The organism is Streptomyces sp. NPDC004732 (assembly GCF_040609235.1).
Lineage (GTDB): Bacteria > Actinomycetota > Actinomycetes > Streptomycetales > Streptomycetaceae > Streptomyces.
In genome coordinates this window covers 350,318-376,072 of record NZ_JBEXJR010000010.1, presented here as the reverse complement: position 1 = coordinate 376,072, position 25,755 = coordinate 350,318, and the positions used below count along the sequence as shown (strand labels likewise).

Here is a 25,755-nt window from a genome sequence, read left to right as displayed (position 1 = left end):
GCGGCGGGTCAGCTTCCTGAGAAGCGCTCCCGCAGCTTGTACTTGAGGACCTTGCGCAGTGTCTCGTTGCGGGGAAGCGCCTCGACCAGTTCGAGCTGTTCCGGCAGCTTGTAGGTGGCGAGGCCTTCCCCGCGCAGATACGAGGTGACCGCCGCCAGCGTCAACTCGCCGGTTCCCGCGCGCTGTTCGACGACCGCGCAGACGCGTTCGCCGCGTTCGGGGTCGGGCAGGCCGACGACCGCCGCCTCGCCCACGGCCGGGTGCTGGTGGAGCAGATCCTCGATCTCCTTGGCGGAGATGTTCTCGCCCTTGCGGATGATGATGTCCTTCGCGCGCCCGGTGAGGACCAGATGGCCGGTCTTCCTGAGGTGGCCGAGGTCCCCGGTGATCAGGAACCCGGCGGCGTCGAAGACGTCCGCGCTCTGCGCCGGGTCCAGATAGCCCCGGCAGACGGCCTCCCCGCGCAGCCGCACCTCGCCGTCCGTGTCGGGCGGCAGCTCGTTGCCGTCCGCGTCCGTGATGCGGATCTCCATGCCCTCCGGGGGCAGGCCCTCCGTCGTCGCGAGGTTCTCCGCGGTGTCGTCGGGGGCGCCCATGGTGATCATCGGCACCTCGGTCATGCCGTACCCGTGGGTGAGCTGACAGCCCATCTCGCGCACCACCGCGTGGTAGACCTCGGGCGGCTTGGGCGCCCCGCCGCCCGCGAGGAGGCGCAGGGTCGGGATGAGCCGCTGTCCCTCGGGCAGCTGGCGCTGCTCGGTGAGGAACATCGAGTAGAAGGCCGTCGACCCGCCCGCCACGGTCACGCCGTGCCGCCGGTAGCCGTCCAGCGATGCGGGCAGCGCGAAGTGCTCGAACATCACGGCGGGGAAGCCGTAGAGCAGCAGCATCACGGTGTAGTCGGGCCCGGCGATGTGGGCGAAGGGGAACGCCATCGAGCCGACGTCCGACTCCTTCAGGTGCAGGGCGTGGGCCAGGCAGGAGCCGCCCGCGATCAGTGAACGGTCCGTGTGCAGGACGCCCTTGGGGTCGGAGGTGGTGCCCGAGGTCCAGTAGATCCACCGCACCGCCGTGCCGTCGGCGGGCGGCGGGGGCAGCACGGCCGGGTCGGCCTCGGGCAGCGCCGCGTACGCCTCGAAGACCTCGACCGGTGCGCCCTCGCGCTCCGCGCCGAGCCGGTGCGCCATCTCCGTGTGGTCGAAGCCGCGCCAGACGCCCGGCACGGCGAAGAACTCCGCCTTCGACTCCCGCAGCGCGAAGCCGACTTCGCGGTCGCGGTGGAAGGGGATCAGGGGCGACTGGACGGCGCCGATGCGGGCGAGCGCGAAGGAGAGCAGGGCCGTCTCGATGCGGGTGGGCAGCTGCCAGGCGACGACCGTGCCGGGGCGCACCCCGCGCTCGTACAGCCCGGCGGCGACCCGCTCGGCGCGGTCCCGCAGCTGGCCGAAGGTGAGCGTGCGGTCGGCTGAGGGTTCGGCGGCGGCCTGGACGAGGACGGGCCTGTCGGGGGTGAGGTCGGCGCGGCGCGCGATCAGTTCCCAGAGGGTGCGGGACTCGCCCAGTTCGTACGCGGTCTCGTTCACCGAGGTCCTCATGCGATCCCCTCCCGGCCCCGAAGGCTGAACTGACGGTCAGTCAGATCGTGCCGAGAGCGTAAGCCCCGGCGCCTTGTCGGTCCAGGGGTGCGGGGCTAGCCTGCCGCCTGACGGGTCATCAGATATGACGACCGAGGCCGGAGGGGACGCACCGCATGGACCTCACGTACACCGACGAGGAGGAAGCCTTCCGGGCCGGGCTGCGCGACTGGCTCTCGGACGTGCTCCCGAAGCTCCCCGCCAAGCCGTCGCCCCAGGACTGGCCGGGGCGGCGCGCCTACGACACCGCGTGGCAGCGCCTGCTGTACGACGCGGGCTACGGCGAGGTGCACTGGGACGCCTCCCCGACGCAGCGGCTCATCTTCCTGGAGGAGACGGAGAAGGCGGGCGCACCCTACGTAGGGGCCAACTTCGTGGGTCTGCTGCACGCGGGCCCGACCGTCGCCTCCGAGGGCACACCGGAGCAGCGGGAGCGGTGGCTGCCGCCTGTCCTGCGCGGCGACGAGGTGTGGTGCCAGGGATTCAGCGAGCCCGACGCCGGATCCGACCTCGCGTCGCTGCGCACGCGCGCGTGGCGGGACGGCGACGACTACGTAGTGAGCGGGTCCAAGATCTGGACCTCCCACGCGGAGGTCGCCGACTGGTGCGAGCTCCTGGTGCGCACGACACCGGTCAGCGACGCCGTGCCCAAGCACCGGGGCATCACCTGGCTCGCGATGCCGATGGACGCCCCCGGGATCACCGTGCGTCCGCTGCGCACGCTCGCGGGGTCCACGGAGTTCGCGGAGATGTTCCTGGACGAGGTGCGGGTCCCGGTCGCGAACCGGGTCGGCGAGGAGAACGACGGCTGGCGCGTGACGATGGTGACCCTGTCGTACGAGCGGGGCACCGCCTTCGTGGGGGAGGTGGTGGCCTGCCGCCGGGTCCTCGGCGAGCTGGCCCGCGAGGCCCGCGGGAACGGCCGCTGGGACGACCCGGCGCTGCGGCGCAGGCTCGGGCGGCTGAGCGCCGAGTTCTCGGCGCTGTGGCGGCTCACGCAGTGGAACGTGAGCGAGGCGCAGCGCACGGGCGGCGTTCCCGGAGTGGGCGGCTCGGTCTTCAAGCTGCGCTACTCGCACGCGCGGCAGGAGCTGTACGACGCCGCCGCCGAGGTACTCGGCGCGGGCTCCCTCGACCTCGCCCACGAGTGGACCCTCGACCGCCTCTCCTCGCTCTCGTACACGATCGCCGCGGGGACCTCGCAGATCCAGCAGAACATCGTGGCCGAGCGCATCCTCGGCCTTCCGAAGGGGCGGTGAGGGGGCCGGATGGACTTCCAACTCGACGAGGATCAGGTGGCTTTGAAGGCCGCGATGCGGCAACTCCTGGAGGGTCGTTTCACGCTGAGTGACGCCACGGACCGCGTCGACCGGACCCTGTGGCGCGAACTGGGGGACGCGGGGTTCTTCTCGCTCGCGCTGCCCGAGGCGGAGGGCGGGGTTGGACTGGGGCTGCCGGAGGCCGTGTTGGTCTTCGAGGAGGCGGGGCGCGTGCTGCTGCCGGGGCCCGCCGTGGCGTCGTTCCTCGCGGCGGGCGTCGTCCCGGGCGCCGCGACCGGGGAGGCCGTGGTGACCGCCGTGGACGGCTCCCTGGTGCCCTGGCTGGCGGAGGCGGACGTGGTGCAGGGCGACGTGTCCGGCGCGGTCCCCCTGCGGTCCGTGGACCCGCTGACGCCGCTGCACCGGGTGCCGGACGCCGGCAGCCTCGACCGGGGCGCCCTTCTCTACGCGGCGGAGCAGCTCGGCAGCGCCACGCGCACCTGCGAGTCGGCCGTCCAATACGCACACCGACGCGAGCAGTTCGGGCAGCCGATCGGCGCGTTCCAGGCGGTGAAGCACCTCTGCGCACAGATGCTCGTACGCGCCGAGCTGGCCCGCAGCGCCGTGTACGCGGCGGCCGTCACCGGGGACCGGCTCGACGCCTCGGCCGCGAAGCTGCTGGCCGACGACGCGGCCGTGCGCAATGCCAGGGACTGCCTCCAGGTGCACGGCGGCATGGGGTTCACCTGGGAGTCCGATGTGCATCTGCACCTCAAGCGGGCCTGGGTGCGGGCCGAGCTCGGCCGGTCGGCGCGGGCCGCGGAGGACGAGCTCGCCGAGGCGCTCTGAAAAATTGGTCTGTCCGATATCGTGTGCTTTGCACCTTGTTTCGCGGGTCTCACCCCACCCGGGTGGAGACTACTCAGCGTCGATATCGGGTTGTGTCCTACGCGTGACTCGTCACGGCACGGAGTCGGTGTCCGGCTCGGGTACCTTGTGTGAGATGCGAGTGGTTCTGAGGCCGAGCCATGCCGGTGTTGCCCATGTGGTGGCGCCGGGCGCGGCGATGCGTGCCGCTGGCAGCGCAGGGCGGGGCTCCGCCGCCGCCTGTTCGACCCCCCACAGTGTGCGTCGCACAGTATGCAGCACGCGTACTCCTTCGCGCTGGAATATGCCCGAAGCGCTTGTTGGGGTGACTGAACGTCAATCATGCTGTCTCCCAAGGGGATCACGTTCGGTGACCCTGTGGAGTCGCGAGGCGATGTGTCCGCCGGTTCGGATGGTGTGAGCGGTGCAGGTGCTTCAAGTTCAGCTGGAGGTCGGGGCCGACCCCGCCGAGGTGGGGCGGGCCAGGCGATGGGCTCGTTCCAGGCTCGCGGGCTCCGGGATAGAGGCCGATGAGCCGGTGGCCGAGACGCTGATCCTGCTGATCTCGGAACTCGTCACCAACGCCGTTGTGCACACGGGCTGTCCGGCCGTGCTGCGCATGCTGCTCCCCGGCGTCCCGGCCGACGCCCCGGGACCGGGGACGGTCCGGGTCGAGGTGGCCGACCGCAGCGCCCGCCCGCCCGCGCAGCGGCACGCCGACGGCGACGACACCAACGGCCGCGGCCTGGAGCTCGTCGACGGCCTCGCGGACCGCTGGGGCTGGCAGCCGGAGGGTGCGGGCAAGAGCATCTGGTGCGAGGTCGACCGGTGCGAGTCCGGCGTCGCGGCGGTGGAGTTCGAGGGCACGACCCACGACGGGAAGGCCTACGACGCGGCCTGCGCCCCGATGCCCCACGGCCCGGGCTACGGACCGGCACACGACTTCACGTACGGGCCGATGGCCTGCGACGCGACGCCCCACGGCGTGACGGCGTGCGACGGGGCCGCGTACGACAGGGCGGTCCGTAACCGGGCGGCCTTCGGTGACGTCGACCTGGCCTACGAAACGGTGTGACCGTGCGTACGTGCGTGCCGTACGTGCCGTACGACGTTCCCTGAGCCCGCGTGCGCCGTCTCGTGCCGCGGTGCGCGCACCCGTGCGCGGGTGCGGCAAAAGGGGTGTACTTCGCTTATCTCCGACGCGGTGTTGACGTGACGTGTCCGAATGATCACGCTTGTGTGCAGCGATTCGCCGCGAGGGGACGCCGAGGGCTCGCAGTCGTCAGGACGGAATGGTCGTCATGGCGGCATGACGGGTCCTTGACGAAGTGTGGGTCGTGCTCACGGCAGCACCCCCTTCGTGGCGGCATGGCGCGGGGCGGGGTGGGTGCCGGACCGGACGGCGGCGTGCGCGGTGGCGCGCTCGGGGCGTAAGCCGACGCGCCGCCTTCCGCGTGGGGGTCACAGGATGGCGACCGGCGCCACGGGGGTTCCCGTCCCGCCGATGAACGGTTCCGGCATCGCGGACAGCAGGAACGCATGGCGGGAAACTTCTGCACAGGCTGTGGACAACTCTTCGAGATTCCAGTTCTGGCCCTGGATCATCCCCATTTCGACCAGATGCAGCGCGTGCACGGGCAGCCACAGGTTCTCGATCTCCGGCGGGAAGATCTCGAAGGTCAGGGTGTCGTTCGCGACCGCCGCGACGTCCCGCGCGTGGAACCACTCGGGCGTGCGCACCGAGAGGCCGGGCGACGGATAGCCGTACGCGTGCTTGTCGCCCGCGAGATAGACCTGGATCTGCCCCGTGCGCACCAGCACGATGTCGCCCGCGCGCACCGTGACACGCCCGAACTCCGCCGCCTCGTCGAGGTCTTCGGGCGTGACCGCGTGGTCGCCCGGCAGCCGGTCGAGCCCCTTGGCGCGCGCCACGTCCAGGAGGACGCCGCGCGAGACGACGTGCCGCGCCTTGTCGATGCCGCTGAACCGTGCGCCCGTGTGGGCCGTGATGCTGTCCGCGGGGCGGCCGTTGTAGATCATCCCCGAGTGGGAGGCGTGCGTCAGGGCGTCCCAGTGGGTCGCCGTCTGCAGTCCCATCGTCACCGCGTCGTCGCTGGTGGCGACCGTGCCGGGGCCGAACAGCTCCTGGTTGATCTGCACCATGGTGTGCAGCGGATTGATGCGGCCCGGGATCATCCCCGTCTGGACGCCGTCCTCCTTGAGGGGGAGTGCCAGCGGGATGCGGTGGCCCGAGCGGATCTCGGTGGCGGCGGCGCGGACGGTCTCGTCTGTGACGAGGTTGAGGGTGCCGGTTTCGTCGTCCGGTCCCCAACGGCCCCAGTTTCGGACGCGTTTGGCTATGTCGTGGAACTCGGGAGGGAGGGTTGGGGGTGAGGGGGTTGCGTTGGGTGACATGGTCTGGGGCCTCCGCGGGGGTTGTCTTTCGGTATCTGACGGGTCATAGAATCTCACGGTCCGTCAGAAACCGCGGGAAGGGGCCGGACGTGGGGAACTTCTTGGCAGGCAAGGTGGTGGCCGTGACCGGCGCCGGGCGCGGCATCGGCAGGGCCGTCGCGCTCGCCGCGGCGGCCGAGGGGGCGAAGGTCGTCGTCAACGACTACGGCGTCTCCATGGAGGGCGGTGAGCCCGCCAGCGAGATAGCCGACGCCGTGGTGAAGGAGATCCAGGCCGCGGGCGGCGAGGCCGTCGCCGTCGCGGACGACATCTCGACCATGGCGGGCGGCCAGCGCATCGTCGACGTGGCGCTCGCCGAGTACGGGCGGGTGGACGGAGTGGTGTGCGTCGCCGGGATCCTGCGCGAGCGGATGCTGTTCAACATGTCCGAGGAGGAGTGGGACCCGGTGGTCGCCACCCACCTGAAGGGCACCTTCACCGTCTTCCGTGCCGCGTCGGCGGTGATGCGGAAGCAGGGGTCGGGCACCTTGATCGGGTTCACCAGCGGCAACCACCAGGGGTCCGTGGCGCAGGCCAACTACAGCGCGGCGAAGGGCGGGATCATCTCGCTGGTGCGGAGCGCGGCGCTGGGCCTGAACAAGTACGGGGTGACCGCCAATGCGGTGGCGCCCGTCGCGCGGACGAGGATGTCGGCGAACGTGCCCATGGAGCTGAAGGAGATCGGGGAGCCGGAGGACGTCGCCGCGCTCGTCGTCTACCTGCTGAGCGACCGGGCCCGCGAGGAGAAGATCACCGGGCAGGTCTACACGATCGCCGGACCCAAGATCGCCGTGTGGGCACAGCCGCGCGAGCTGCGGGCGGGGTACGCGGACGGGGCCTGGACCCCCGAAAAGATCGCCGACTTCCTGCCGGGGACGGTGGGGACCGATCCGATGCCGTTGCTGGCGCAGCTGGAGGCGATGGCCAAGGCGGCGGCCGACAAAGAACGTCCGAACGCGTAGGCGGGGGCGGGGCGGTGGAGTTCGGCTTCGGACCCGAGGACGAGGAGTTCCGCGCCGAGGCGCGGGGCTGGCTCGCCGAGCACCTCACCGGTGAGTTCGCCGGTGCGGTGGGGCGGGGCGGGCCCGGCAGTGAGCATGAAGGTGGGGCTCAGCGGCGGGCCTGGGAGCGGGAGCTGGGGCGTGGGGGGTGGATCGGGCTCGGGTGGGGCTCCGGTGCGTATGGCAATCGGCAGGCCACGTTGACCCAGCAGGTTGTCTGGGCCGAGGAGTACGCGCGCGTGCGGGCCCCTGGGCGCTACGGGCACATCGGGGAGAACCTGCTCGCGCCGACCCTCCTCGCGTACGGGAGTCAGGAGCAGCGGGACGAGTTCCTGCCCGCGATCGCCCGTGGGGAGGCGCTGTGGTGCCAGGGGTACAGCGAGCCCGGGGCCGGGTCCGATCTGGCGGGGGTGCGGACGCGGGCCGAGCGGGACGAGCGAGTTGAGCGAGTTGAGCGGGTCGAGCGGGACGGTGCGGGGGACTTCCGTGTGACCGGGCAGAAGGTCTGGACTTCGTTGGCGCATGAGGCCGATTGGTGTTTTGTGCTGGCGCGTACGGGGGGTGGGGAGCGGCCTCATGAGGGGTTGTCTTTCCTGCTCGTGGACATGGATCAGCCGGGGCGCATCGAGGTCAGGCCCATTCGGCAGCTGACCGGGACCAGTGAGTTCAACGAGGTCTTCTTCGACGGTGCACGCGCGCGTGCGGCCCATGTCGTGGGTGGCGTCGGGAACGGGTGGCGCGTCGCCATGGGGCTCCTCGGCTTCGAGCGGGGCGTGTCCACGCTGGTGCAGCAGATCGGCTTCGCGGAGGAGCTGGGCGGGGTCGTGCGGGAGGCCGTGGCGGGTGGGGCGGTCGATGACCCTGTGGTGCGGGAGCGGTTGGTGCGGCAGTGGAGTGAGTTGCGGGTGATGCGGTGGAACGCGTTGCGGATGTTGGGGGGTGCGGGTGCGGGTGCGGGTGCGTCGGGTGGGGGTGGGAGTGCGGGTGCGGGGGGCTCTGGGGGTGGGGAGCCCAGTGTGGCCAAGTTGCTTTGGGGGCGGTGGCATCAGCGGCTTGGGGAGTTGGCTATGGCTGTGCGGGGGGCCTCTGCTGCCGTGGGGCCGGGGGATTGGTGTGTCGATGCGCCGTATGAACTCGATGCTTTCCAGCGGCTGTTCCTGTTCAGTCGTGCCGACACGATCTACGGCGGTTCGGACGAAGTGCAGCGGAACATCATCGCCGAGCGGGTGCTCGGTCTGCCTAGAGAGGCCAAGGGGCCTCGGTGAGGGGTGTGCGTGATGAGGGGCGTTGTCTTCGACGGGGCGCGGGTCGAGGTCGTCGACGATCTGGAGATACGTGATCCGGGGCCCGGGGAGGTCCTCGTCGCGGTCGCGGCGGCCGGGCTGTGTCACAGCGACCTGTCGGTGATCGACGGGACCATTCCGTTTCCGCCGCCGGTGGTGCTCGGGCACGAGGGGGCGGGGGTCGTCGAGGCGGTGGGGGCGGGGGTGGTGCATGTGGCGCCCAGGGATCATGTGGCGCTCTCCACCATTGCCAACTGTGGTGCCTGCGGGGAGTGTCACCGGGGGCGGCCGACCATGTGCCGGAAGGCGATCGGGGCGCCGGACCAGCCGTTTTCGCGCGGCGGGAAGCCGGTGTATCAGTTCGCGGCGAACTCTTCGTTCGCGGAGCGCACGATCGTCAAGGGCGTGCAGGCCGTGAAGATCCCGGACGACATTCCGCTGACGTCCGCGGCGCTGATCGGGTGCGCGGTGGTGACGGGGGTGGGTGCCGCTCTCAACCGGGCCAAGGTCGACCGGGGCGACTCGGTGGTGGTGATCGGTACGGGTGGGATCGGGCTCAATGTGCTGCAGGGGGCGCGGATCGCGGGGGCGGGGGTGGTGGTCGCGGTCGACGCGAATCCGGAGAAGGAGGCGGTGGCGCGGCGGTTCGGGGCGACGCACTTCTTCCGGTCCACGGAGGGGGTGCGGGACGTGCTGCCCCAGGGGGCGGACCACGCCTTCGAGTGTGTGGGGCGGGTCGAGCTGGTGCGGGAGGCGGTGGAGCTGCTGGACCGGCATGGGCAGGCCGTGCTGCTGGGGATGCCGGGGGCTTCGGCGGAGGCGTCGTTCGTGGTCGCGTCGATGTTCCTGGACAAGTCGATTCTTGGCTGTAGGTACGGGAGTTCGCGGCCGCAGCGGGATTTCGCGTTGTACGCGGAGTTGTACCGGAGTGGGCGGCTGCTGCTGGACGAGCTGGTGACGGCTACGTATCCGGTGGAGGACTTCGGGGTGGCTGTGGCGGATGCGGAGGCGGGGCGGGTGGCGCGGGGGGTTTTGACGTTCTGAGGGGGCTGGTGGGGGGCCTTGGGTGGGGTGCGCCTGGGGCGCCTGGGGTTCTGTTGTGGGTGCGGGGACGTGGGGGTATGTACGTACTCGCTATCCCTGCGCCGCGTCTGATGAGCTTCTGGCTGTCAGGGTGTGCTCGGTGCTCCGTGCGCACATACCCCCACGTCCCCTCCCGTCTCGTACGCGGCTGCCGCCCGGCGGGGGTGGTGCCCTCGGCTGGGGGCGCGCTTAGGTCGTGGTGACGTTGCGGAACGTGCGGCGGTAGGCCGTGGGGGTGACCCCGAGTGCGGCCTGTAGGTGCTGTCGCATCGACTGGGCCGTGCCGAAGCCCGCGTCCCCGGCCACCTGGTCGACGGAGAGGTCGGTGGATTCCAGGAGGTGGCGTGCCCGCTCCACGCGCTGCTGTGTCAGCCACTGGCCGGGGCTGACGCCTACCTCCTCGCGGAACCGCCGGGTGAAGGTGCGGACCGACATCGACTCCTGCGCGGCCATGTCGCGCAGCTGCAGCGGTCGGTCCAGGCGGCCCAGGGCCCAGGCGCGGGCCGTCCTCGTCGTGGCCAGCTGCGGTTCGGGCAGGGGGCGTTGGATGTACTGGGCCTGGCCGCCGTCGCGGTGGGGCGGTACGACGGTGCGGCGGGCCACCTCGTTGGCGACGGCGGTGCCGTGGTCGCGGCGTACGACATGGAGGCAGAGGTCGATGCCCGCGGCCACGCCCGCCGACGTGAGGACGTCGCCGTCGTCGATGAACAGCACGTCCGCGTCCACCTCGACCCGGGGGAAGAGCTGCTGGAAGTGCTCGGCGGACGACCAGTGCGTGGTGGCGGGGCGGCCGTCCAGGAGGCCCGCGGCGGCCAGGACGTAACCGCCCGTGCAGATGGCCACCAGTCGCGTGCCCGGCCTGATGTGGGCCAGGGCGGCGGCCAGTTCGCCGGTGAGGCGGCCCTCCTCGTACACCGGGCCCAGTTCGTACGACGCCGGGATCACGACCGTGTCCGCGGTGGCCAGCGCCTCGGGGCCGTGCTCGACCAGGATCGCGAAGTCGGCGTCCGTGCGGACGGGGCCCGGCGGGCGGATCGAGCAGGTCACCACCTCGTACAGGTGCCGCATCTCCGGTGTGCGGGCGCCCTTGAAGATGCGTTGCGGGATGCCCAGCTCGAAGGGGATCACGCCGTCCAGGGCCAGGACGACGATGCGGTGGCGTCGGGCGGGTGCGGGTGCGGGTGCGGGTGTGGGTGTGGGTGTGGGTGTGGGTGCGGTGGCGGAGGCGGAGGCGGTGGCGGAGGCGGAGGCGGAGGCGGAGGCGGAGGGCGTGGCCGGGGTGGGCATGGCTCGATCCTAGCGAATGCTGTCCCTCGGGCCACTCGTCCGGGGCGGGCCATTTTTCGATCCTTTATGACGTGACCCAGACAACCGAGACGTCCACGCGGAGCTCCTCCCCGCCGGGCGCGACCAGGCGCCGTACTCCTCGTATCCACCGCGCGTGGTTCGTCGCCGCCGTCACCTTCGTGACGATCATCGGCGCGGCCGCGTTCCGCTCGCTCCCCGGTCTGCTCTTCGACCCGCTGAAGGAGGACTTCGGCTGGTCCCGCGGCACCGTCGGACTCGCGGTCTCCGTCAATCTCGCGCTGTACGGTCTGACCGCGCCGTTCGCCGCCGCGCTCATGGACCGCTTCGGCATCCGGAGGATCGTCGCGGTCGCGCTGGTCGTGATCGCCTGCGGCTCCGGGCTGACCGTGTGGATGGACTCCGCCTGGCAGCTGTTGTTGTGCTGGGGGCTGCTCGTCGGGCTGGGGTCGGGGTCGATGGCTCTCGCCTTCGCCGCCACCGTCACCAACCGGTGGTTCACCGAGCGGCGCGGGCTCGTCAGCGGCATCCTCACCGCGGCGTCCGCGTCGGGGCAGTTGGTCTTCCTGCCGCTGCTCTCCTGGATCGTCGAGACGTACAAGTGGCGACCCGCCGCCGTCACCGTCGCCCTCGCGGCCCTCGCGGTCGTCCCCTTCGTCTGGCTGCTGCTGCGGGACCACCCGGCCGACGTCGGTCTGAAGCCCTATGGGTCGAAGGAGTTCGTCGAGAAGCCGCCGCCCGTCCCTGGTGCTGCGCGGCGTGCGATCACCGTGTTGCTCAAGGCCGTTCGAACCGGGCCCTTCTGGCTGCTCGCGGGGTCCTTCGCCATCTGTGGCGCCTCGACGAACGGGCTCATCCAGACCCACTTCGTGCCCGCCGCGCACGACCACGGCATGGGCGTGCGGGCCGCCGCCTCGCTGCTCGCCGTCATCGGGATCTTCGACATCGTCGGGACGGTCGCGTCGGGCTGGTTCACGGACCGCTTCGACTCGCGGCGCCTGCTCGCCGTGTACTACGCACTGCGCGGCGTCTCGCTGCTCTTCCTGCCGATGCTGCTTGCGCCGGACGTCCGGCCGCCGATGATCTTCTTCATCGTCTTCTACGGCCTGGACTGGGTGGCGACCGTCCCGCCCACCCTGGCCCTCTGCCGCGAGCAGTACGGCGACGACAGCGCCATCGTCTTCGGCTGGGTGCTGGCCTCGCACCAGGTGGGCGCCGGGCTCGTCGCGTTCCTGGGTGGCGTGGTGCGGGACGCCTTCGGGTCGTACGACGTGATCTGGTACGCCTCGGGCGCGCTCTGCGCGGCTGCCGCGCTGATGGTGCTGGTGATCCGGCGGAGCGGTCCGGTGCCCGCGGCGGTTGCCGTCAGCGGGTGAAGCGGCCGAACGTGCCCCGGTGGAACAGAAGGGGATCGGCGTCGTCCGCGGTCGCGCCCAGCGCGTCCACCCGGCCGACCACGATGAGGTGGTCGCCGCCGGTGTGCACGGCCTGGATCGTGCAGTCGACCCAGGCCGGTGCCCCGGCCAGGCGCGGCGATCCGGACACCGGCGCCGCGTCGTACGCCACCCCGGCGAACTTGTCGGCGCCGCTGACCGCGAAGCCGCGGCACAGCTCGCCCTGGTCGGCGCCCAGGATGTTGACGCAGAAGACGCCCGCGCGCGCGATGCGCGGCCACGTCGTCGACGTACGCGCCACCATGAACGACACCAGGGGCGGGTCCAGGGAGAGCGACGCGAAGGACTGGCAGGCGAAGCCCGCGGGCCCGCCGTCCTCGTCGGGCGGGGAAGTGATCACGGTGACGCCCGTCGCGAAGTTGCCGAGCACGCGCCGGAACTCGCCCCGGTCGAGCGGCGCCCGCTCGTCGTCGCCGACGGCCCGCAGCTGAGGGCGCGGTAGAGCTACGACGGGTGCCGTGGTGGTGCGGGCCCCGACCGACCTGAGGTATCGAACGGCGGTGGCCGCCATCCCTGCGTGTCCCATCACATCGACCATTGAAGCTGACGGGGCGTCAGATGTGAAGGGCGTGGCCGAAACGCTGCTGACTCACACGTATCTTCAGCCCCATGAGGTACGGGGAGACGCAGCGGACCTGGGGTTATGGGACGGCGCGGGCTGCGGCATCGGCCTGCGCCGCGCAGGTGCCGGTGGCCGGGCTCTTGGCGTTTCTGCTGGCGGGGGGCCACGCCGACGGTGGCTTTGGCGGGGGTGCGGATGGAGGGTCCGCCTTCGATCTGGCTCGGGCGGCGTGCCCGCAGGGGTGAGCCGGAGTGGGGCTGGGCGTTGGGGTTACTGCTGCCAGTCGGTGGTGTGTGGGCGGGGGGCTTCGCCGTGTTGGGCTTTCCGTTCGGCGGGGCCGCGCTGTGGTGTGGGGCGAGCGGCGTGGTGCCTGTGCTGAACGTCGCGTACAGCCGACGGCGTGCGCAGCGGCTCGGCAGGCCTCTGCGCAAGGTGTGGCTCGTGTCGGGGCTCGTGTCGTTCGGTCTGTGTGTGGCGGTCGGCCTCGGTGCGGTGGTCTCAGCGGCCGCGGTACGAGGGTGAGCGGCGCTCGACGAAACTGGCGACGCCTTCGTTCGCGTCCGCCGTGGTCATGTTGATCTCCTGCGCCGCGGCCTCGGCCGCGAAGGCCGTCGCACGGTCCGACTCCAGGGATGCGTTGATCAGTTGCTTCGTCAGGGCGAGGGCGCGGGTCGGCCCGGCCGCGAGGCGTTCCGCCCATTCGCGTGCCGTCTTCTCCAGCTCGTCGGCCGGTACGACACGGTTGACGAGCCCCATGCCCGCGGCGTCGGCGGCGGGCACGGAGTCGCCGAAGAACATCAGCTCCTTGGCCCGCTGCGGCCCGATGAGACGGGGCAGCAGATAGGCGCCGCCGCCGTCCGGCACGAGGCCGCGGCGCACGAACACCTCGATGAACCTGGCCTGTTCGGCGGCGATGACCAGATCGCAGGCGAACGCGAGATGGGCGCCGATGCCCGCCGCGGTGCCGTTCACCGCGGCGATCACCGGCTTCTCGCAGTCGAGGACCGCCGCGACGAGCCGCTGCGCGCCCTGCTTGATGGTGCGGGCGACGTCACCCGGTACGCGCTCGGCCGTGGTGGGGGCACCGCGCAGGTCGGCGCCCGCGCAGAACCCCTTGCCGGTCGCGGTGATCACGACGGCCCGTACGGCGGGGTCGGCCGAGGCCTCGCCGAGCAGCGCGATGACGCGTTCGCGCTGGTCCCAGGTGAGGGCGTTCATGGCCTCTGGCCGGTTGAGGGTGATCCACGAGACGGCGTTGTCAGTGGTGTGCCGTATCAATGAGGTGAGGGGGGCTTGCTGGTTTTTGGGGGCGGGGGAGGCGGTCATGGGGGAGTGGCTCCGATTCGGATGGGGGCGGGGGCGGGAGTGGGTGCGGGGGCGGAAGTGGGCTCGGGTGCGGGGGCGTGGCGGGGCCCGGTCCCGGGGGTGCTGCGCAGCGTGGGCTCGCGCGTTGTGGTTCCGGGGCCGGGCGTGGGTCGCCGGGGGCGGGCTAGCGGCAGACCGCGAAGGCGTCGAGGGCGACGGCTCCCTGCCCCCGCGGCAGCACCATCAGCGGGTTGATGTCCAACTCCGCGAGGTCGTCGCCGAGTTCCAGCGCCATCCGCTGCACCCGGAGGACGACTTCGACGAGCGCGTCGATGTCGGCGGGCGCCGCACCCCTGACCCCGTCGAGCAGGGCGCGCCCGCGCAGCTCGGACAGCATCGCCTTCGCCTGGTCCTCCCCGAAGGGCGGCACCCGCACGGCCGCGTCCCGCAGGACCTCCACGAGTACGCCGCCGAGACCGACCGTCACCGTCGGTCCGAACAGCGGGTCGTGCGTGACGCCGACGACCATCTCGACGCCCCGCTCGACCATCTGGCAGACGAGGATGCCGTCCAGCGCGACGCCCTCGTAGCGGGCGATGTCCGTGAGCTCCCGATAGGCGTCCCGCACCTGGCTCGCCGAGGTCAGCCCGATCTTCACCAGGCCCAGCTCGGTCTTGTGCGCGAGCTGCGCCCCCGAGGCCTTCATGACGACCGGGTAGCCGACGAGCCCGGCCGCCCGGACGGCCGCCGCCGCGCTGGTCACCAACTGCTCCCGCGGCACCCGGATCCCGTACGCGCGCAGCAGCTGCTTCGCCGCGTGCTCGCTGAGCTGCTGGCCGGGCCGCATCAGGGCCTGGGCCTTGCGGAAGGACGGGGAAGGAGTGCGCGGCGCCTCGTCGAACGGGGAGCGGTAGCCGGTCGTGAAGCGGTGGTGGTCCAGATAGGCGCGCACCGCCGTGATGCAGTTGGCGAAGGTGCGGAAGGTCGCGACGCGCGAGGAGCCGAGGAGCGTCTCGCGGTAGGCGTCCTCGGTGCCGACCGGCGAGCCCCACACCACGCACACCAGCTTGTCCGTCTGCTCCGCCGCGTCCACCAGGTCCTGCGCGAGCTTGTCGCTCATCGGCGGGAAGGGGCCGGAGATCGGACAGATCAGCACCCCCACCTCAGGGTCGTCCAGGATCGCGTCGATGATCTTGCGGCCGCGCCAGTCGCCGACGGGGTGCCCGCCGTTGTCGACGGGGTTGGCGACGTTCAGGTACTCGGGTATCCACTGGTGCAGCTCCGCCTGCTTGGCGTCGGAGAGCGTGGGCAGACCGAGCCCGGCCTCGGTCGCCAGGTCCGAGAAGTGCGCGCCCGTGCCGCCCGAGATCGAATAGACGACGACGCCGTCGGCCTGCGGCGGGCGGGCCCGCGCCAACAGGGCGGAGGTGTCCTGGAGTTCGTCGAGCCCGTCGACGCGGATCACACCGAACTGCCGCATCGCGGCGTCCACCACCGTGTCCGCTCCGGTCAGCTTGCCGGTGTGTGAGGCGGCCATGCGGGCGCCGGTCTCGGTGCGGCCGACCTTCACGGCGACGACGGGCACCCCGCGGCGGGCCGCCCGGTCGGCGGCGAGCAGGAAGGCGCGGCCGTCCTTGAGGCCCTCGACGTAGCAGGCGATGGCACCGACCTCGGGGCGCTCGGCGAAGTAGGAGATGAAGTCGGAGGTCTCCAGGTCGGCCTCGTTGCCGGTGGGCGCCCAGTGGGAGAGGCGGACGCCCAGTTCCTGCATGGTGAAGACGGGGCGGCCCTGGTGGCCGGACTGGGTGATCAGCGCGATGGCGGGTCCTTCGAGGTCCTCGCGGAACTTCTCGAAGGCGTTGAGGTTGGTGTTCGGCCCGAGCAGCCTGAGGCCGGAGCGCCGGACGGCGGCCGCGAGGCGTTCCTGGGCGGCCGCGCCCTCCTCGCCGGTCTCGGCGAACCCGGAGGCGAAGGCGACGGCGAACCGCACCTTCTCCTCGGCGAGCTGCTCGATGACGGGCAGCGGGTCGCCGACCAGGAGTACGGCCAGATCGACCTGTTCGGGCAGGTCGGCGACGGAAGGGAAGCAGGGGATGCCGAAGACCGACTGACGGGTGGGGTGCACGGGGTGCAGGCGTGCGCCGACGCGTTCGGCCCAGGCGATGAGTTGTCGGGTGATGCCGGTGTTGGGGCGCCCCTCGGCGTCCGAAGCGCCGATGACGGCGACGGAGGCGGGGCGGAAGAAGCGGTCGAGGTCGGGTACGCCGGCGTACAGCGGCCGACCGCTGACGTCGAGGTCGTCCGCCGTGACGGCCCTGCCGTGGACGGCGTTGGGAGGGAGTTCGCCGCAGGCCACAACATGGGCGCGGCGGGGGTCGGTGGTGAAGGTGCCGTGAGTCGATCCAAGCATCGGTCCGCCCGCTCCTGTGTGACAGCACTTAACTGACGCATAGTCAGATTACTGAACTGACGCTGTGTCAGGAATGGGGCTGCACGCAAAGCCTTGCGCCGCGGGCGGCGTCGTGGAGTGGGAACGGGTGTGGATCGATCGTCCTGCCTCTCCACGGAAGCGCAGAATCCGCTCGCTGCCTAGGTGGGAATCGGCCTGGGTTGATCGGTAAAGAGGGGGGAGGGGGGAGCTCTGTTCGTCGAGGGCTGTCGGGTCGACGGCTGTCAGTCGACGGCTGTCGGGTCGACGGCTGTCAGTGCCTGGCTATCGCCTTGGCGATCTTCTCGGCGTCCCGGGCCAGTTCGCGGAGCATGCCGCTGATCGGGTTCGTGTAGCCGGTGAAGTACAGGCCGGGGGTCCGCTTCGGGGCGCGAGGGCCGTGGGAGGTCGGGCGACCGCGGGTGTCGAGGACGTCGAGGTCGCCGACGAGTCCTTCGAGGGCGCGCCGGTAGCCGGTCGCCGCGATGACGACGTCCGGGCCGATCCTGGTGCCGTCGGCGAGGGCGACCTTCCCGTCCTCGAACGACTCCACGGCCGCGACCGGCTCGACCTTCCCCTTGCGTACGGCGTCGATCAGGCCGACGTCCTGCACCGGGATCGCGCCCTGCCTGGCGCGTGAGTACAGGCCGGTGTCGGGGCGCGGCAGTCCCTGTGCCGTGAGGTCGGGGACGCCGAGCTTCGCGAGGGGCCGGGCGAGCCGGTCCACCAGGGCGACGGGCAGCCTCCGGCACAGGATGCCGGTGCGCTGGGCGGGCCAGCCCGCCGTGGAGCGGCGCACGATGTGCGGGGTGGTGCGGACCGCGAGGCGGACCCGGGCGGCGCCGCCCTCGGCGAGGTCGACGGCGATCTCGGCGCCGGTGTTGCCGACGCCGACGACCAGGATGTCCTTGCCGGTGTAGGGGTCGGGGTTGCGGTAGTCGGCGGCGTGCAGGAGCTCGCCGGTGTAGGTGTCGCGGCCGGGCCAGTCCGGGAGGTGGGGCGTGTGGTTGTAGCCGGTGGCGATCACCACCGCGCTGCCCGTGAGCTCGCGCCCGCCGGTGGCGCGCAGCAGCCAGCCGGTGCCGTCGCCGGTGCGTTCCAGGCCGGTCACCTCGACCCCGGTGACGACGTCGAGCTGGTGGTGCTCGGCGTACTTCTCCAGGTAGCGGACCACGTTGTCGCGCGACACCCAGCGGCCGAACGACCGCGGGATGGACAGCCCCGGCAGGGCGGAGAGGCGGCGGGTCGTGTGCAGGTGGAGGCGGTCGTAGTGGCCGCGCCAGGAGGTGCCGACGTGGTCGGCCTTCTCCAGGACGACCGCGCGGACACCGCGTGCGCGCAGGGCCGCCGCGGCGGCGAGACCGCCGGGGCCGCCGCCGATGACGTACACGGGGCGGTCCTGCACGAGCGTAAGCGGAGGGGTCGAGTCGGCAGCCATGACTGGAGAGTAATCGCGCGATTACTTGATGGGTGACGGTCAAGTCCGAAAGCGATTGCGAATTGATCACGGGTGTACGGGATGTACGGGGCGTACGACTCTTGCGCATCCGGCGCCCCATGAGTTGAACTGACGTACCGTCAGAAGTGTGTCACCGCCGGAAACGTGTGATCCCCGGACCGGGGCGGAGGGGCTGCGGGAAGGGTCTCCCGGGTCCGTACACCGCGGGCGGGGCGTTCGTTGCGTGGAGGGAGTCGGTGGCGGGAGGGCCGATGGCGGACGGGGGCGCGGGACGGCTTTGGCCGGTTCTCTTTCTCCCCCTTCCTCCCTTCCCCCCCTTGCTTGCTCGTCCTTGCCTGCTCGGCCGCCCCTTCCCCCTCTCCTCCCTCGCCCCGGTCGCTTCTGTTCCTGCGACCCGGCCCCCGACAACGCGATCGGACTCCTCTCATGAGCACGGAACAGCGCGCCGAGCCGCGCTTCGACCTTCCCGAGGCCGATGCCTTCACCCGGCCCTACTGGGACGCGGCCGCCGAAGGGCGCTTGCTGGTACGCCGCTGCGGGGCGTGCGGGGTGGCCCATCACTACCCGCGCGAGTTCTGCCCGCGCTGCTGGAGCGAGGACGTCACCTGGGAGCAGGCGAGCGGCAGGGCCACGCTCTACACGTGGTCGGTCGTGCACCGCAACGACCTGCCACCGTTCGGCAGCCGCGTCCCCTACGTCGCCGCGGTCGTCGACCTCGCCGAGGGCCCGCGCATGATGACGGAGGTCGTCGACTGCGAGGAAGGCGCGCTGCGCGTCGGGATGCCGGTGGAGGTGACGTTCCGGGAGGCGGCGGAAGGGGTGGCGGTCGCGGTCTTCCGGCCCGGGGGATGATGGCCCATGCCCAACGCGACCACGGAACACCCCGCCTGGCAGCTGACCGCCGACCTCGACGGATTCCTCGCCCGCGCCGAGGAGTTCCTGCGCTCCGAGCCCGCCCCGCACACCGTTCTGCTCAGCGTCATGGAGAACCTGCGAGTGCGCGGGCTTCGGACGTACGGCGACGGGGCGCCCCTCTTCGGGACGTACGCCGACGCCGACGGAGCCGTCCGGGGGGTCTTCGTCCAGACCCCTCCGCGCCGGGTCGTCGTCGGCCCCGTCGCCCCCGAGGCCGCCGAAGCCCTCGCCCGGCAGCTCGCCGAGGTCGCCCCGGATCTGCCCGGGGTCGTCTCCGAGCGCGCCACCGCGGAGGCGTTCGCCCGGGCTTGGGAGGAGCGCACCGGAGCCGGTGCCACCCCCGGCACCCGCCAACGGCTGTACCGGCTCGGCACCCTCACCCCGCCGGGGCCCGCACCGGCCGGTCGCGCCCGCGTGGCCACCGCGGCGGACCGGAGCCTGCTGGCGCGCTGGCACGACGAGTTCGGCGAGGCCGTCGGTGAACGCTCCGGGATGGCACCGGGCGCGTGGGCCGACTCCCGTATCGCCTACGGAGGGGTCACCCTGTGGGAGGGCCCCGACGGCACGCCGGTCGCCATGGCGGGCGTCACCCGCCGCATCGCGGGCCAGGTCCGCGTCACCCCCGTCTACACCCCTGCCGCCCGCCGCGGCCGCGGATACGGAGGCGCCGCCACCGCCGCGGTCACCCGCGCCGCGCTCGACGCGGGCGCGTCGGAGGTCCTGCTCTTCACGGACCTGGCCAACCCGACGAGCAACGGCCTCTACCAGCGCATCGGGTACCGGCCTGTCGGGGACTACGCGCAGTGGGAGTTCGGGCGGTAGGGCTTCGGGCAGTGGGGCTTCAGGGAGTAGGGCTTCGGGCAGGAGGGCTCCGCGGTCGTCGGTCCCGTGACCGTCACGGCCACAGCAGCTCCCTGGTCCAGTTGCCGTCGTCCGCCGTGCGGTACCGCAGCCGTACGTGGCGGCGCAGGGCGTCGCCCTGGAAGAACTCCGCCTCCACCGGGTCCAGGACGTACAGCGTCCACGTCGGGGAGTCCGCGTCCGGCTCCGCCTGCGCGCGCTCCCAGGCCGCCGTGGACGACCGCGCCAACTCCTCGTACGTGTCGAGGACTTCGCTCTGGTGGCCGACCAGCGCCGCGGCCAGGGCGCCGGTCGAGCGGGCGTGCAGGTCGGCGAGGCTCTCGGCGTGCGGTGCCGTGGTGACCCGGCCCTTGATCCGGATCTGGCGGCCCTGCGTCGGCCAGTAGAAGTGCAGGGCGGCTTCCGGGCGGGCCGCGAGCTGGCGGCCCTTCCTGCTGCTCGCGTGCGAGGCGAAGTGCCAGCCGTGGCCGTCCGCGTCGTGCAGCATCACGGTCCGCACGTCGGGGCCGCCGTCCTCCGCGACCGTCGCCAGGCCCATGGTGTGCGGTTCGGGCTGCCCGGCCGCCACCGCCGCCGCGAACCACTCGTGGAACAGGGGGAGCGGTGCGGAGGGCGCGTCGGCCGTCGGGTCGAAGGCGGGCAGGTCGACGTCCCAGACCCGCTGGGCCCTCAGCAGTTTCTGGAACTCGGTCGGAGTGGAGGACGCCGTGGCGGGGCGCGGGTCTGGTGTCGTCATGCGGTGATTGTCGCTGGTGTGTGGTGCCGGGACCCTTGGAGCCTGTGTCATGGCCCCGGCCGGGCGGGGTTATGACACAGGCTCTTACCCCCGCCCCAGCACCACCGTCCCCGAAGAGCAGAACCAGCCGCCCGTCCCCGAAGCCACCGCCAGCTCAGGCAGCGTGCCGTCGGGGCGTCTGACCTGGCCGTCGCCCGCCGCGCCCCGCAGCTGTCGTACCGCCTCCACCAGCAGGAACAGGCCCCGCATCCCGGGGTGCTGGGCCGACAGGCCGCCGCCGTCCGTGTTGGTCGGCAGCTCGCCGTCCCGCAGCAGGCGGCCCTTCTCCACGAAGGCACCGCCCTCGCCCTTCGCACAGAAGCCGAGGTCCTCCAGGGTCACCAGCGTCATGTACGTGAAGGCGTCGTAGATCTCCGCGATGTCGATGTCCGCGGGCCGCACCCCGGCGCGCTCGAAGGCCAGGCGGCCGCTGACCGCCGCCGGGGAGACCGTGAAGTCGTCCCACTCGGACATCGTCGTGTGCGAGACGTGCTCGCCCGCGCCGAGCACCCAGACCGGGGCGGAGGCGCAGTCCTGCACGTATTCCTCCGCGGCTAGCAGGACCGCGCAGCCGCCGTCGGAACGTATGCAGCAGTGCAGCTTGGTGAAGGGGTCCGCGATCATCGGTCCTTCGAGCACCTCGTCGACCGTGATCGGGTCGCGGAACATCGCGTCGGGGTTGGTCGCGGCGTTGGCCCGCGCCTGCACGGCGACGGAGGCGAGCTGCTCCAGCGTCGTGCCGTACTCGTGCATGTGGCGGCGCGCGGCCATCGCGTACTTGGCGATCAGGGAGTGCCCGTACGGGACCTCGAACTGCAGCGGGCCCCGGGCGCCGAACGAGAGGTTCGAGGTGCGGCGCCTCGCCTTGATGTCGGCGCGGGCGGTGGAGCCGTAGACCAGGAGCACGGCGTTCGCCCGCCCCGCGGCTATCGCGTCCGCCGCGTGCGCGGCCATCACCTCCCAGGTGGCGCCCCCGACCGAGGTCGAGTCCACCCAGCGGGGCTTGAGGCCGAGGTACTCGGCGACCTCCACCGGCGCCAGCGTGCCGAGGCCCGCCGATGCGATGCCGTCGATGACGTCGCGGCCGAGCCCGGAGTCGGCGAGCGCGCGGCGCGCGGCCTGGGCGTGCAGCGCGTGGGGCGTGGCCTCGTCGACCCGGCCGCAGTCCGAGAGCGCCACACCGACGACGGCGACCTTGCGGGGCGCGGTGGGCGCGGTGGGCGTGGCGGTCCGGGTGTGGATCGTGTTGCTGGGGACGGCAGTTGGCATGAATCTGACGGTACATCAGATAGTGGGTCGCGGGAGGGGGTGTGTGTCGCCTTCGCGTGAGGTCGCTGAGTGGGATCGCTGAGTGAGGTCGCCGCGTGCGGTCGTCGCGTCACGTCGCCGCTCTGTGCATATCGCCGCCGCCGCCCTAGCATGACGGCCCGTCAGATTTGGGTCCGGGTCTCCGTGCCCGGGGGAGGAGCCTGCCGATGGACGCCGCCTTCAGCGCGGAGCAGGGCGAGATCCGCCGCACTCTTCGCGAAGTGATCACCAAGCGGTGCGGGCCCGACGAGGTCAAGGCGGCCGTGCGCACGCCCGACGGCCACGACACCGCCCTGTGGACCGCCCTCGCCGAACAGCTCGGGCTGCCCGGACTCGCACTTCCGGAGAGCTACGGCGGCGCGGGCTGCACGGCCGCGGAACTCGCCCTCGGCGTGGAGGAGCTCGGCCGCGCCCTCGCGCCCACCCCGCTCCTCGCCACCGCCGTGCTCGCCGCCCCGCTCATCCTCGCCCTCGGCAGCGAGGAGCAGCGCGCCGCCCATCTGCCCCGCATCGCCGCGGGTGAGCTGAGCGCCGCCCTCGCCGTGCCCGGCACCGGGCTCGCCACGGCGCTCGGGCTCGTCGGGGACAACCGGGGCGACTGGGCGGGCGGCGGCCGCGCGGGCGGTGTGCAGGCGCGGCTCTCCGACGGGGTGTGGCGGCTGTACGGGCAGGCCGAGCAGGTCATCGACGGGCACAGCGCGGGGCTGCTCGTGGTCGCCGCGCACGCGGGCGGGTTCGCCCGGTCCCGCACGCTCCTCTTCCTCGTACGGGAAGGGGCGCCCGGCATGGTGCGGGCCCGGCAGACCGCCCTGGACGAGACCCGCACACAGGCCCGTGTCGAGCTGCGCGACGTTGCGGCGGAGCTGCTGGGCGCCGACGACGCCGATGTGCCCGCCGCGCTCGGCGCCGTGGGGGACGTCGCGGCCACCGTCGTCGCCGCGGAGGCGGTCGGTGCCGCGGAGCGCGCTCTGGAGCGGACGGTCGAGTACGTGCAGCAGCGCGAGCAGTTCGGGCGCGCGATCGGCTCCTTCCAGGCGGTGAAGCACCGTCTGGCCGACGTGTACGTACAGGTGCAGGCGGCGCGGTCGGCCGCCTACTACGCGGCGTGGGCCGCGGGCGCGGAGGCCGCCGGGTTCGGCGGGCAGGGCGCCGAGCGGGCCGGTGGGCTCGCGCTCGCGCAGGGGCTCGACGCGCTGCGGACCGCCGCGTCCGAAGCGGTGCAGTTGCACGGCGGCATCGGCTTCACCTGGGAGCACGAGGCGCACCTGTACTTCAAGCGGGCGTCCGGCGACGACCTCCTGTTCGGTCCTGTGCACCGGCTGCGGGCGCGGGCGGCGGAGCGGGCCGGGCTGTTCGAGGAGGCGCCGCCCGGGAAGGCGCCGGTCGAGGAGGTGCCTGAGGAGGGGGCCGAGGAGGCGTCCGAGGTGGCGTCGGTCGGGAAGGTCCGCTGATGGCGGTCGGGCTTCGACTGGTGCAGAAGGTGTCGTCCACCCGCGCCTTCGCCAGGGTCGCGCCGCACTTCATCCCCGCCATGGACCGGACCGTGCACCGGCTGACCCGGGGCAAGGTGCTGCCCAGCGCGCGGATGCTGCCCGGCGTCATCCTGACCGTGCGGGGGGCGAAGAGCGGGGTGCCGAGGCGGACGCCGCTGGCCTGCATGCCGGAGGAGGGCGGCGAGAGCTGGGTGCTCGTCGGGTCGAACTTCGGGCGTCCCGGCCACCCCGCGTGGACCGCCAACCTGATCGCGGGGCCCGAGGCCGAGGTGAACTGGCGGGGCGCCGACATCCCGGTGCGGGCACGGCTCCTGTCGGGGGACGAGCGGGCCGAGGTCTGGGCGGCGGCGCTGAAGTTCTGGCCGCCGTACGCCGCGTACCAGGCCCGTGTGGAGCGGGAGATACGGCTGTTCCGCCTGGAGCGCAGACGCTGAGTGTCCGGACCGCGCTGAGTGTCCCGACCACAACGGCGGATCACCGAGGTGATCCGCCGTCGGGCTGACAGGACCGGGAGAAAAGAGCCGGAGGCTACTTTGTCGGCTTCTTTCCGGTTACTCCCAAATGCACCAACATCGCCAGGTTCGGCTTCAGTTCGGCCTGCTTCACGCCCCACGTCTGGAAGCCCCGCTGGTGGGAGGCGACCGCCGCGAGCATCGCGACCAGGGAGCCCGCCATCGCCGCGGGGCTGACGTCCTTGTCGACCTTGCCCTTGGCCTGGAGCTCCTTGACGGTGTCCGTAAGGGAGTTGTTGACCGAGTTGAGGATCTTCATCCTGATTTTGTAGAAGCGCTTGTCGCCCTCCGCGGCGCCCAGATCGACGACCCGGAGGATCGCGTCGTTCTTGCGCCAGAAGTCGAGGAAGCCGTCCACCAGGTCCTGGGAGGTCTGCCACCCCGCCTTGCCGACCCACGAGCGCCCGTCGAGCAGCTGGGTCAACTCGGCGCCCTCCGCGGCCATTTGCTCCGCGATTTCCAGGACGGCGCCTTCGACATCCGGGAAGTACTGGTAGAAGGTCGCGGGTGAAGTCCCCGCCTTCCGGGCGACGTCGATGACTTTGACGTCCCGGTAGGGCGAGGAGCTGAGCATCTCGCTGAGGCAGTCGAGCAGCTTCTGACGCGTCGCCTGACCGCGCCGACCGGCCACGCGGCCGTCGACGGTACGTACCTGTCCTGTCATGCCGTCAGCTTACCGAGGGGTGATCGGAGCGCGATTCGGCCGAGTGCAAATGGGGTTGAGGCGCATGAGTGCGGCGGACGGCGCACCCGTCGCACACCCCATGAAAATCAGCCAAACGTTCGAATCTTTGCGCTGCGGGGACCGGGGCGGGCGGCTAGCTTGACTGGCATGGACTACGCGGAGCGGGGCACAGGGGGCGGATACGCGGAGGGCGTGCCCTGCTGGGTCGACGCCATGCTGCCCGACGTCGAGGGCGGCAAGCGGTTCTACGGTGAGCTCTTCGGGTGGACTTTCGACACCGGTGCGGGCTACACCCAGGCCTACAGCGACGGCCTCCCCGTCGCCGCGCTCGCCCCCAAGGCCGACGGCCGCATGCCCACCGTATGGACGGTGTACCTGGCGAGCCCGGACGCCGCCGCGCTGGCCGAGCGCGTCAGGGGCGCGGGCGGCTCCATGATCACGGAGGTCATGCCGGTGGGGCCCTTCGGGTCGATGGGGCTCGCCGCCGACCCTGAGGGCGCCGTCTTCGGGCTCTGGCAGGGCGGCACGCACCTGGGCTTCGGGAAGCAGCAGAAGCCCGGTTCGTACTGCTGGACCGAGGTGTACTCGTGGGACAAGGCGCTGGTCGACCCGTTCTACGAGCGCGTCTTCGGATACGGCGGCCTCGACCTCGACCTCGACGGCGAGGACTTCCGGATCTGGTCCCCCGCGGGCACCGAGCCGGGACCGGGCACGGCGATCGGCGGCCGCAGCCTGCTGCCGGGGCCCGACCCGGCAGCCCACCCCTCCCCGGCCGCCCCCGTCTCCGACCGGTACGTTTCCGCGCGCATGCCCGCGCACTTCCTCGTCTACTTCAACGTCACCGACACCGACGCGGCCGCCGCCACGGTGACCCGGCTCGGCGGCCGCGTACAGGCCCCGCCGACCGACACTCCGTACGGCCGGATCGCGGTGTTCACGGACAATCAAGGGGCTACGTTCGCGGTCCTCCAGGGCTGAGCGGCCCAGGGGGCGGTGTTTTGTCCGTAGACACCCCGATCCCGCCCCGGGTTCGCAACCGTCGCCTCGGACAGGAAGAATCAGGGTGCGTGCCGCCGTAGCGGCTCGGTGGTGAGACGCTGCACGGGGCTGTC

General features: G+C 72.0%; 21 protein-coding genes and 1 pseudogene. 12 read left to right on the top strand and 10 right to left on the bottom strand.

The window, feature by feature from the left end:
• Positions 1-8: 8 nt before the first annotated feature.
• Entirely contained in the window at positions 9-1,583 is a 1,575-nt protein-coding gene (locus tag ABZV77_RS30435) for an AMP-binding protein (protein WP_356263643.1), read from the bottom strand.
• A 167-nt stretch (positions 1,584-1,750) separates the two neighbouring features.
• Between ABZV77_RS30435 and ABZV77_RS30430 the strand changes: the two genes are divergently transcribed.
• From ABZV77_RS30430 to ABZV77_RS30420, 3 genes and pseudogenes are all read left to right on the top strand, one after another.
• Complete coding sequence (locus ABZV77_RS30430) at positions 1,751-2,893, top strand: acyl-CoA dehydrogenase family protein (protein WP_356263545.1); 1,143 nt, start codon at positions 1,751-1,753, stop codon at positions 2,891-2,893.
• 9 nt (positions 2,894-2,902) lie between these two features.
• Complete coding sequence (locus ABZV77_RS30425; protein WP_356263542.1) at positions 2,903-3,742, top strand: acyl-CoA dehydrogenase family protein; 840 nt, start codon at positions 2,903-2,905, stop codon at positions 3,740-3,742.
• A 442-nt stretch (positions 3,743-4,184) separates the two neighbouring features.
• Positions 4,185-4,589: pseudogene (locus ABZV77_RS30420) on the top strand (ATP-binding protein); the annotation flags it as partial.
• Positions 4,590-5,221: 632 nt separating this feature from the next.
• Here ABZV77_RS30420 and ABZV77_RS30415 read toward each other — a convergent pair.
• A complete protein-coding gene (locus ABZV77_RS30415) occupies positions 5,222-6,175 on the bottom strand; it encodes a cyclase family protein (protein WP_356263539.1) in 954 nt (317 codons plus the stop codon).
• A gap of 89 nt (positions 6,176-6,264) precedes the next feature.
• On the opposite strand from ABZV77_RS30415, the gene ABZV77_RS30410 reads away from it, so the two are divergent.
• The 3 genes from ABZV77_RS30410 to ABZV77_RS30400 are packed head-to-tail and all read left to right on the top strand — an operon-like array spanning position 6,265 to position 9,542.
• Complete coding sequence (locus ABZV77_RS30410) at positions 6,265-7,176, top strand: SDR family NAD(P)-dependent oxidoreductase (RefSeq protein ID WP_356263537.1); 912 nt, start codon at positions 6,265-6,267, stop codon at positions 7,174-7,176.
• Positions 7,177-7,190: 14 nt separating this feature from the next.
• Entirely contained in the window at positions 7,191-8,480 is a 1,290-nt protein-coding gene (locus tag ABZV77_RS30405) for an acyl-CoA dehydrogenase family protein (protein WP_356263535.1), read from the top strand.
• 12 nt (positions 8,481-8,492) lie between these two features.
• Positions 8,493-9,542: an alcohol dehydrogenase catalytic domain-containing protein gene (locus tag ABZV77_RS30400; protein ID WP_356263532.1), complete on the top strand. Its 1,050-nt coding sequence runs from the start codon at positions 8,493-8,495 to the stop codon at positions 9,540-9,542.
• A 228-nt stretch (positions 9,543-9,770) separates the two neighbouring features.
• On the opposite strand, the gene ABZV77_RS30395 is transcribed toward ABZV77_RS30400, so the two are convergent.
• The gene (locus tag ABZV77_RS30395) at positions 9,771-10,868 is read right to left on the bottom strand and encodes a helix-turn-helix domain-containing protein (RefSeq protein WP_356263530.1); all 1,098 of its coding nucleotides are present in this window, start codon (positions 10,866-10,868) and stop codon (positions 9,771-9,773) included.
• Positions 10,869-10,939: 71 nt separating this feature from the next.
• Between ABZV77_RS30395 and ABZV77_RS30390 the strand changes: the two genes are divergently transcribed.
• Positions 10,940-12,262 carry an MFS transporter gene (locus ABZV77_RS30390; protein ID WP_356263527.1) on the top strand — a complete coding sequence of 441 codons (1,323 nt, stop codon included), beginning with the start codon at positions 10,940-10,942 and terminating at the stop codon, positions 12,260-12,262.
• Here the strand turns inward: ABZV77_RS30390 and ABZV77_RS30385 are convergent.
• From ABZV77_RS30385 to ABZV77_RS30370, 4 genes are all read right to left on the bottom strand, one after another.
• Complete coding sequence (locus tag ABZV77_RS30385) at positions 12,252-12,866, bottom strand: flavin reductase family protein (RefSeq protein ID WP_356263525.1); 615 nt, start codon at positions 12,864-12,866, stop codon at positions 12,252-12,254. The genes ABZV77_RS30390 and ABZV77_RS30385 overlap by 11 nt on opposite strands.
• Positions 12,867-13,400: 534 nt before the next feature.
• Positions 13,401-14,228 (bottom strand): enoyl-CoA hydratase-related protein, encoded by an 828-nt coding sequence (locus tag ABZV77_RS30380; protein ID WP_356263522.1) that lies wholly within the window; start codon positions 14,226-14,228, stop codon positions 13,401-13,403.
• A gap of 163 nt (positions 14,229-14,391) precedes the next feature.
• Positions 14,392-16,617 carry an acetate--CoA ligase family protein gene (locus tag ABZV77_RS30375; protein ID WP_356263520.1) on the bottom strand — a complete coding sequence of 742 codons (2,226 nt, stop codon included), beginning with the start codon at positions 16,615-16,617 and terminating at the stop codon, positions 14,392-14,394.
• Between the two features lie 292 nt (positions 16,618-16,909).
• Entirely contained in the window at positions 16,910-18,073 is a 1,164-nt protein-coding gene (locus ABZV77_RS30370; RefSeq protein ID WP_356263517.1) for an NAD(P)/FAD-dependent oxidoreductase, read from the bottom strand.
• Positions 18,074-18,520: 447 nt separating this feature from the next.
• Between ABZV77_RS30370 and ABZV77_RS30365 the strand changes: the two genes are divergently transcribed.
• Together ABZV77_RS30365 and ABZV77_RS30360 are read left to right on the top strand one after the other, a co-directional pair.
• Complete coding sequence (locus tag ABZV77_RS30365; RefSeq protein WP_356263515.1) at positions 18,521-18,946, top strand: Zn-ribbon domain-containing OB-fold protein; 426 nt, start codon at positions 18,521-18,523, stop codon at positions 18,944-18,946.
• A gap of 6 nt (positions 18,947-18,952) precedes the next feature.
• Positions 18,953-19,831, top strand: coding sequence for a GNAT family N-acetyltransferase (locus tag ABZV77_RS30360; RefSeq protein ID WP_356263513.1), 879 nt, complete (start codon positions 18,953-18,955; stop codon positions 19,829-19,831).
• A 73-nt stretch (positions 19,832-19,904) separates the two neighbouring features.
• Here the strand turns inward: ABZV77_RS30360 and ABZV77_RS30355 are convergent, their stop codons facing one another.
• The gene (locus tag ABZV77_RS30355; RefSeq protein WP_356263511.1) at positions 19,905-20,606 is read right to left on the bottom strand and encodes a pyridoxal 5'-phosphate synthase; all 702 of its coding nucleotides are present in this window, start codon (positions 20,604-20,606) and stop codon (positions 19,905-19,907) included.
• A gap of 84 nt (positions 20,607-20,690) precedes the next feature.
• Positions 20,691-21,914, bottom strand: coding sequence for an acetyl-CoA acetyltransferase (locus ABZV77_RS30350; protein WP_356263508.1), 1,224 nt, complete (start codon positions 21,912-21,914; stop codon positions 20,691-20,693).
• Positions 21,915-22,120: 206 nt separating this feature from the next.
• Here ABZV77_RS30350 and ABZV77_RS30345 point away from each other — a divergent pair, with 206 nt between their 5' ends.
• Together ABZV77_RS30345 and ABZV77_RS30340 are read left to right on the top strand one after the other, a co-directional pair.
• Complete coding sequence (locus tag ABZV77_RS30345; protein ID WP_356263505.1) at positions 22,121-23,404, top strand: acyl-CoA dehydrogenase family protein; 1,284 nt, start codon at positions 22,121-22,123, stop codon at positions 23,402-23,404.
• Positions 23,404-23,880: a nitroreductase family deazaflavin-dependent oxidoreductase gene (locus ABZV77_RS30340; RefSeq protein WP_356263502.1), complete on the top strand. Its 477-nt coding sequence runs from the start codon at positions 23,404-23,406 to the stop codon at positions 23,878-23,880. The genes ABZV77_RS30345 and ABZV77_RS30340 overlap by 1 nt, the downstream gene beginning before the upstream one ends.
• A 94-nt stretch (positions 23,881-23,974) precedes the next feature.
• Here the strand turns inward: ABZV77_RS30340 and ABZV77_RS30335 are convergent, their stop codons facing one another.
• Positions 23,975-24,622 (bottom strand): TetR family transcriptional regulator, encoded by a 648-nt coding sequence (locus ABZV77_RS30335; RefSeq protein WP_356263500.1) that lies wholly within the window; start codon positions 24,620-24,622, stop codon positions 23,975-23,977.
• Positions 24,623-24,790: 168 nt separating this feature from the next.
• Between ABZV77_RS30335 and ABZV77_RS30330 the strand changes: the two genes are divergently transcribed.
• Entirely contained in the window at positions 24,791-25,621 is an 831-nt protein-coding gene (locus tag ABZV77_RS30330; RefSeq protein ID WP_356263498.1) for a VOC family protein, read from the top strand.
• The last annotated feature ends 134 nt before the right edge of the window (positions 25,622-25,755 follow it).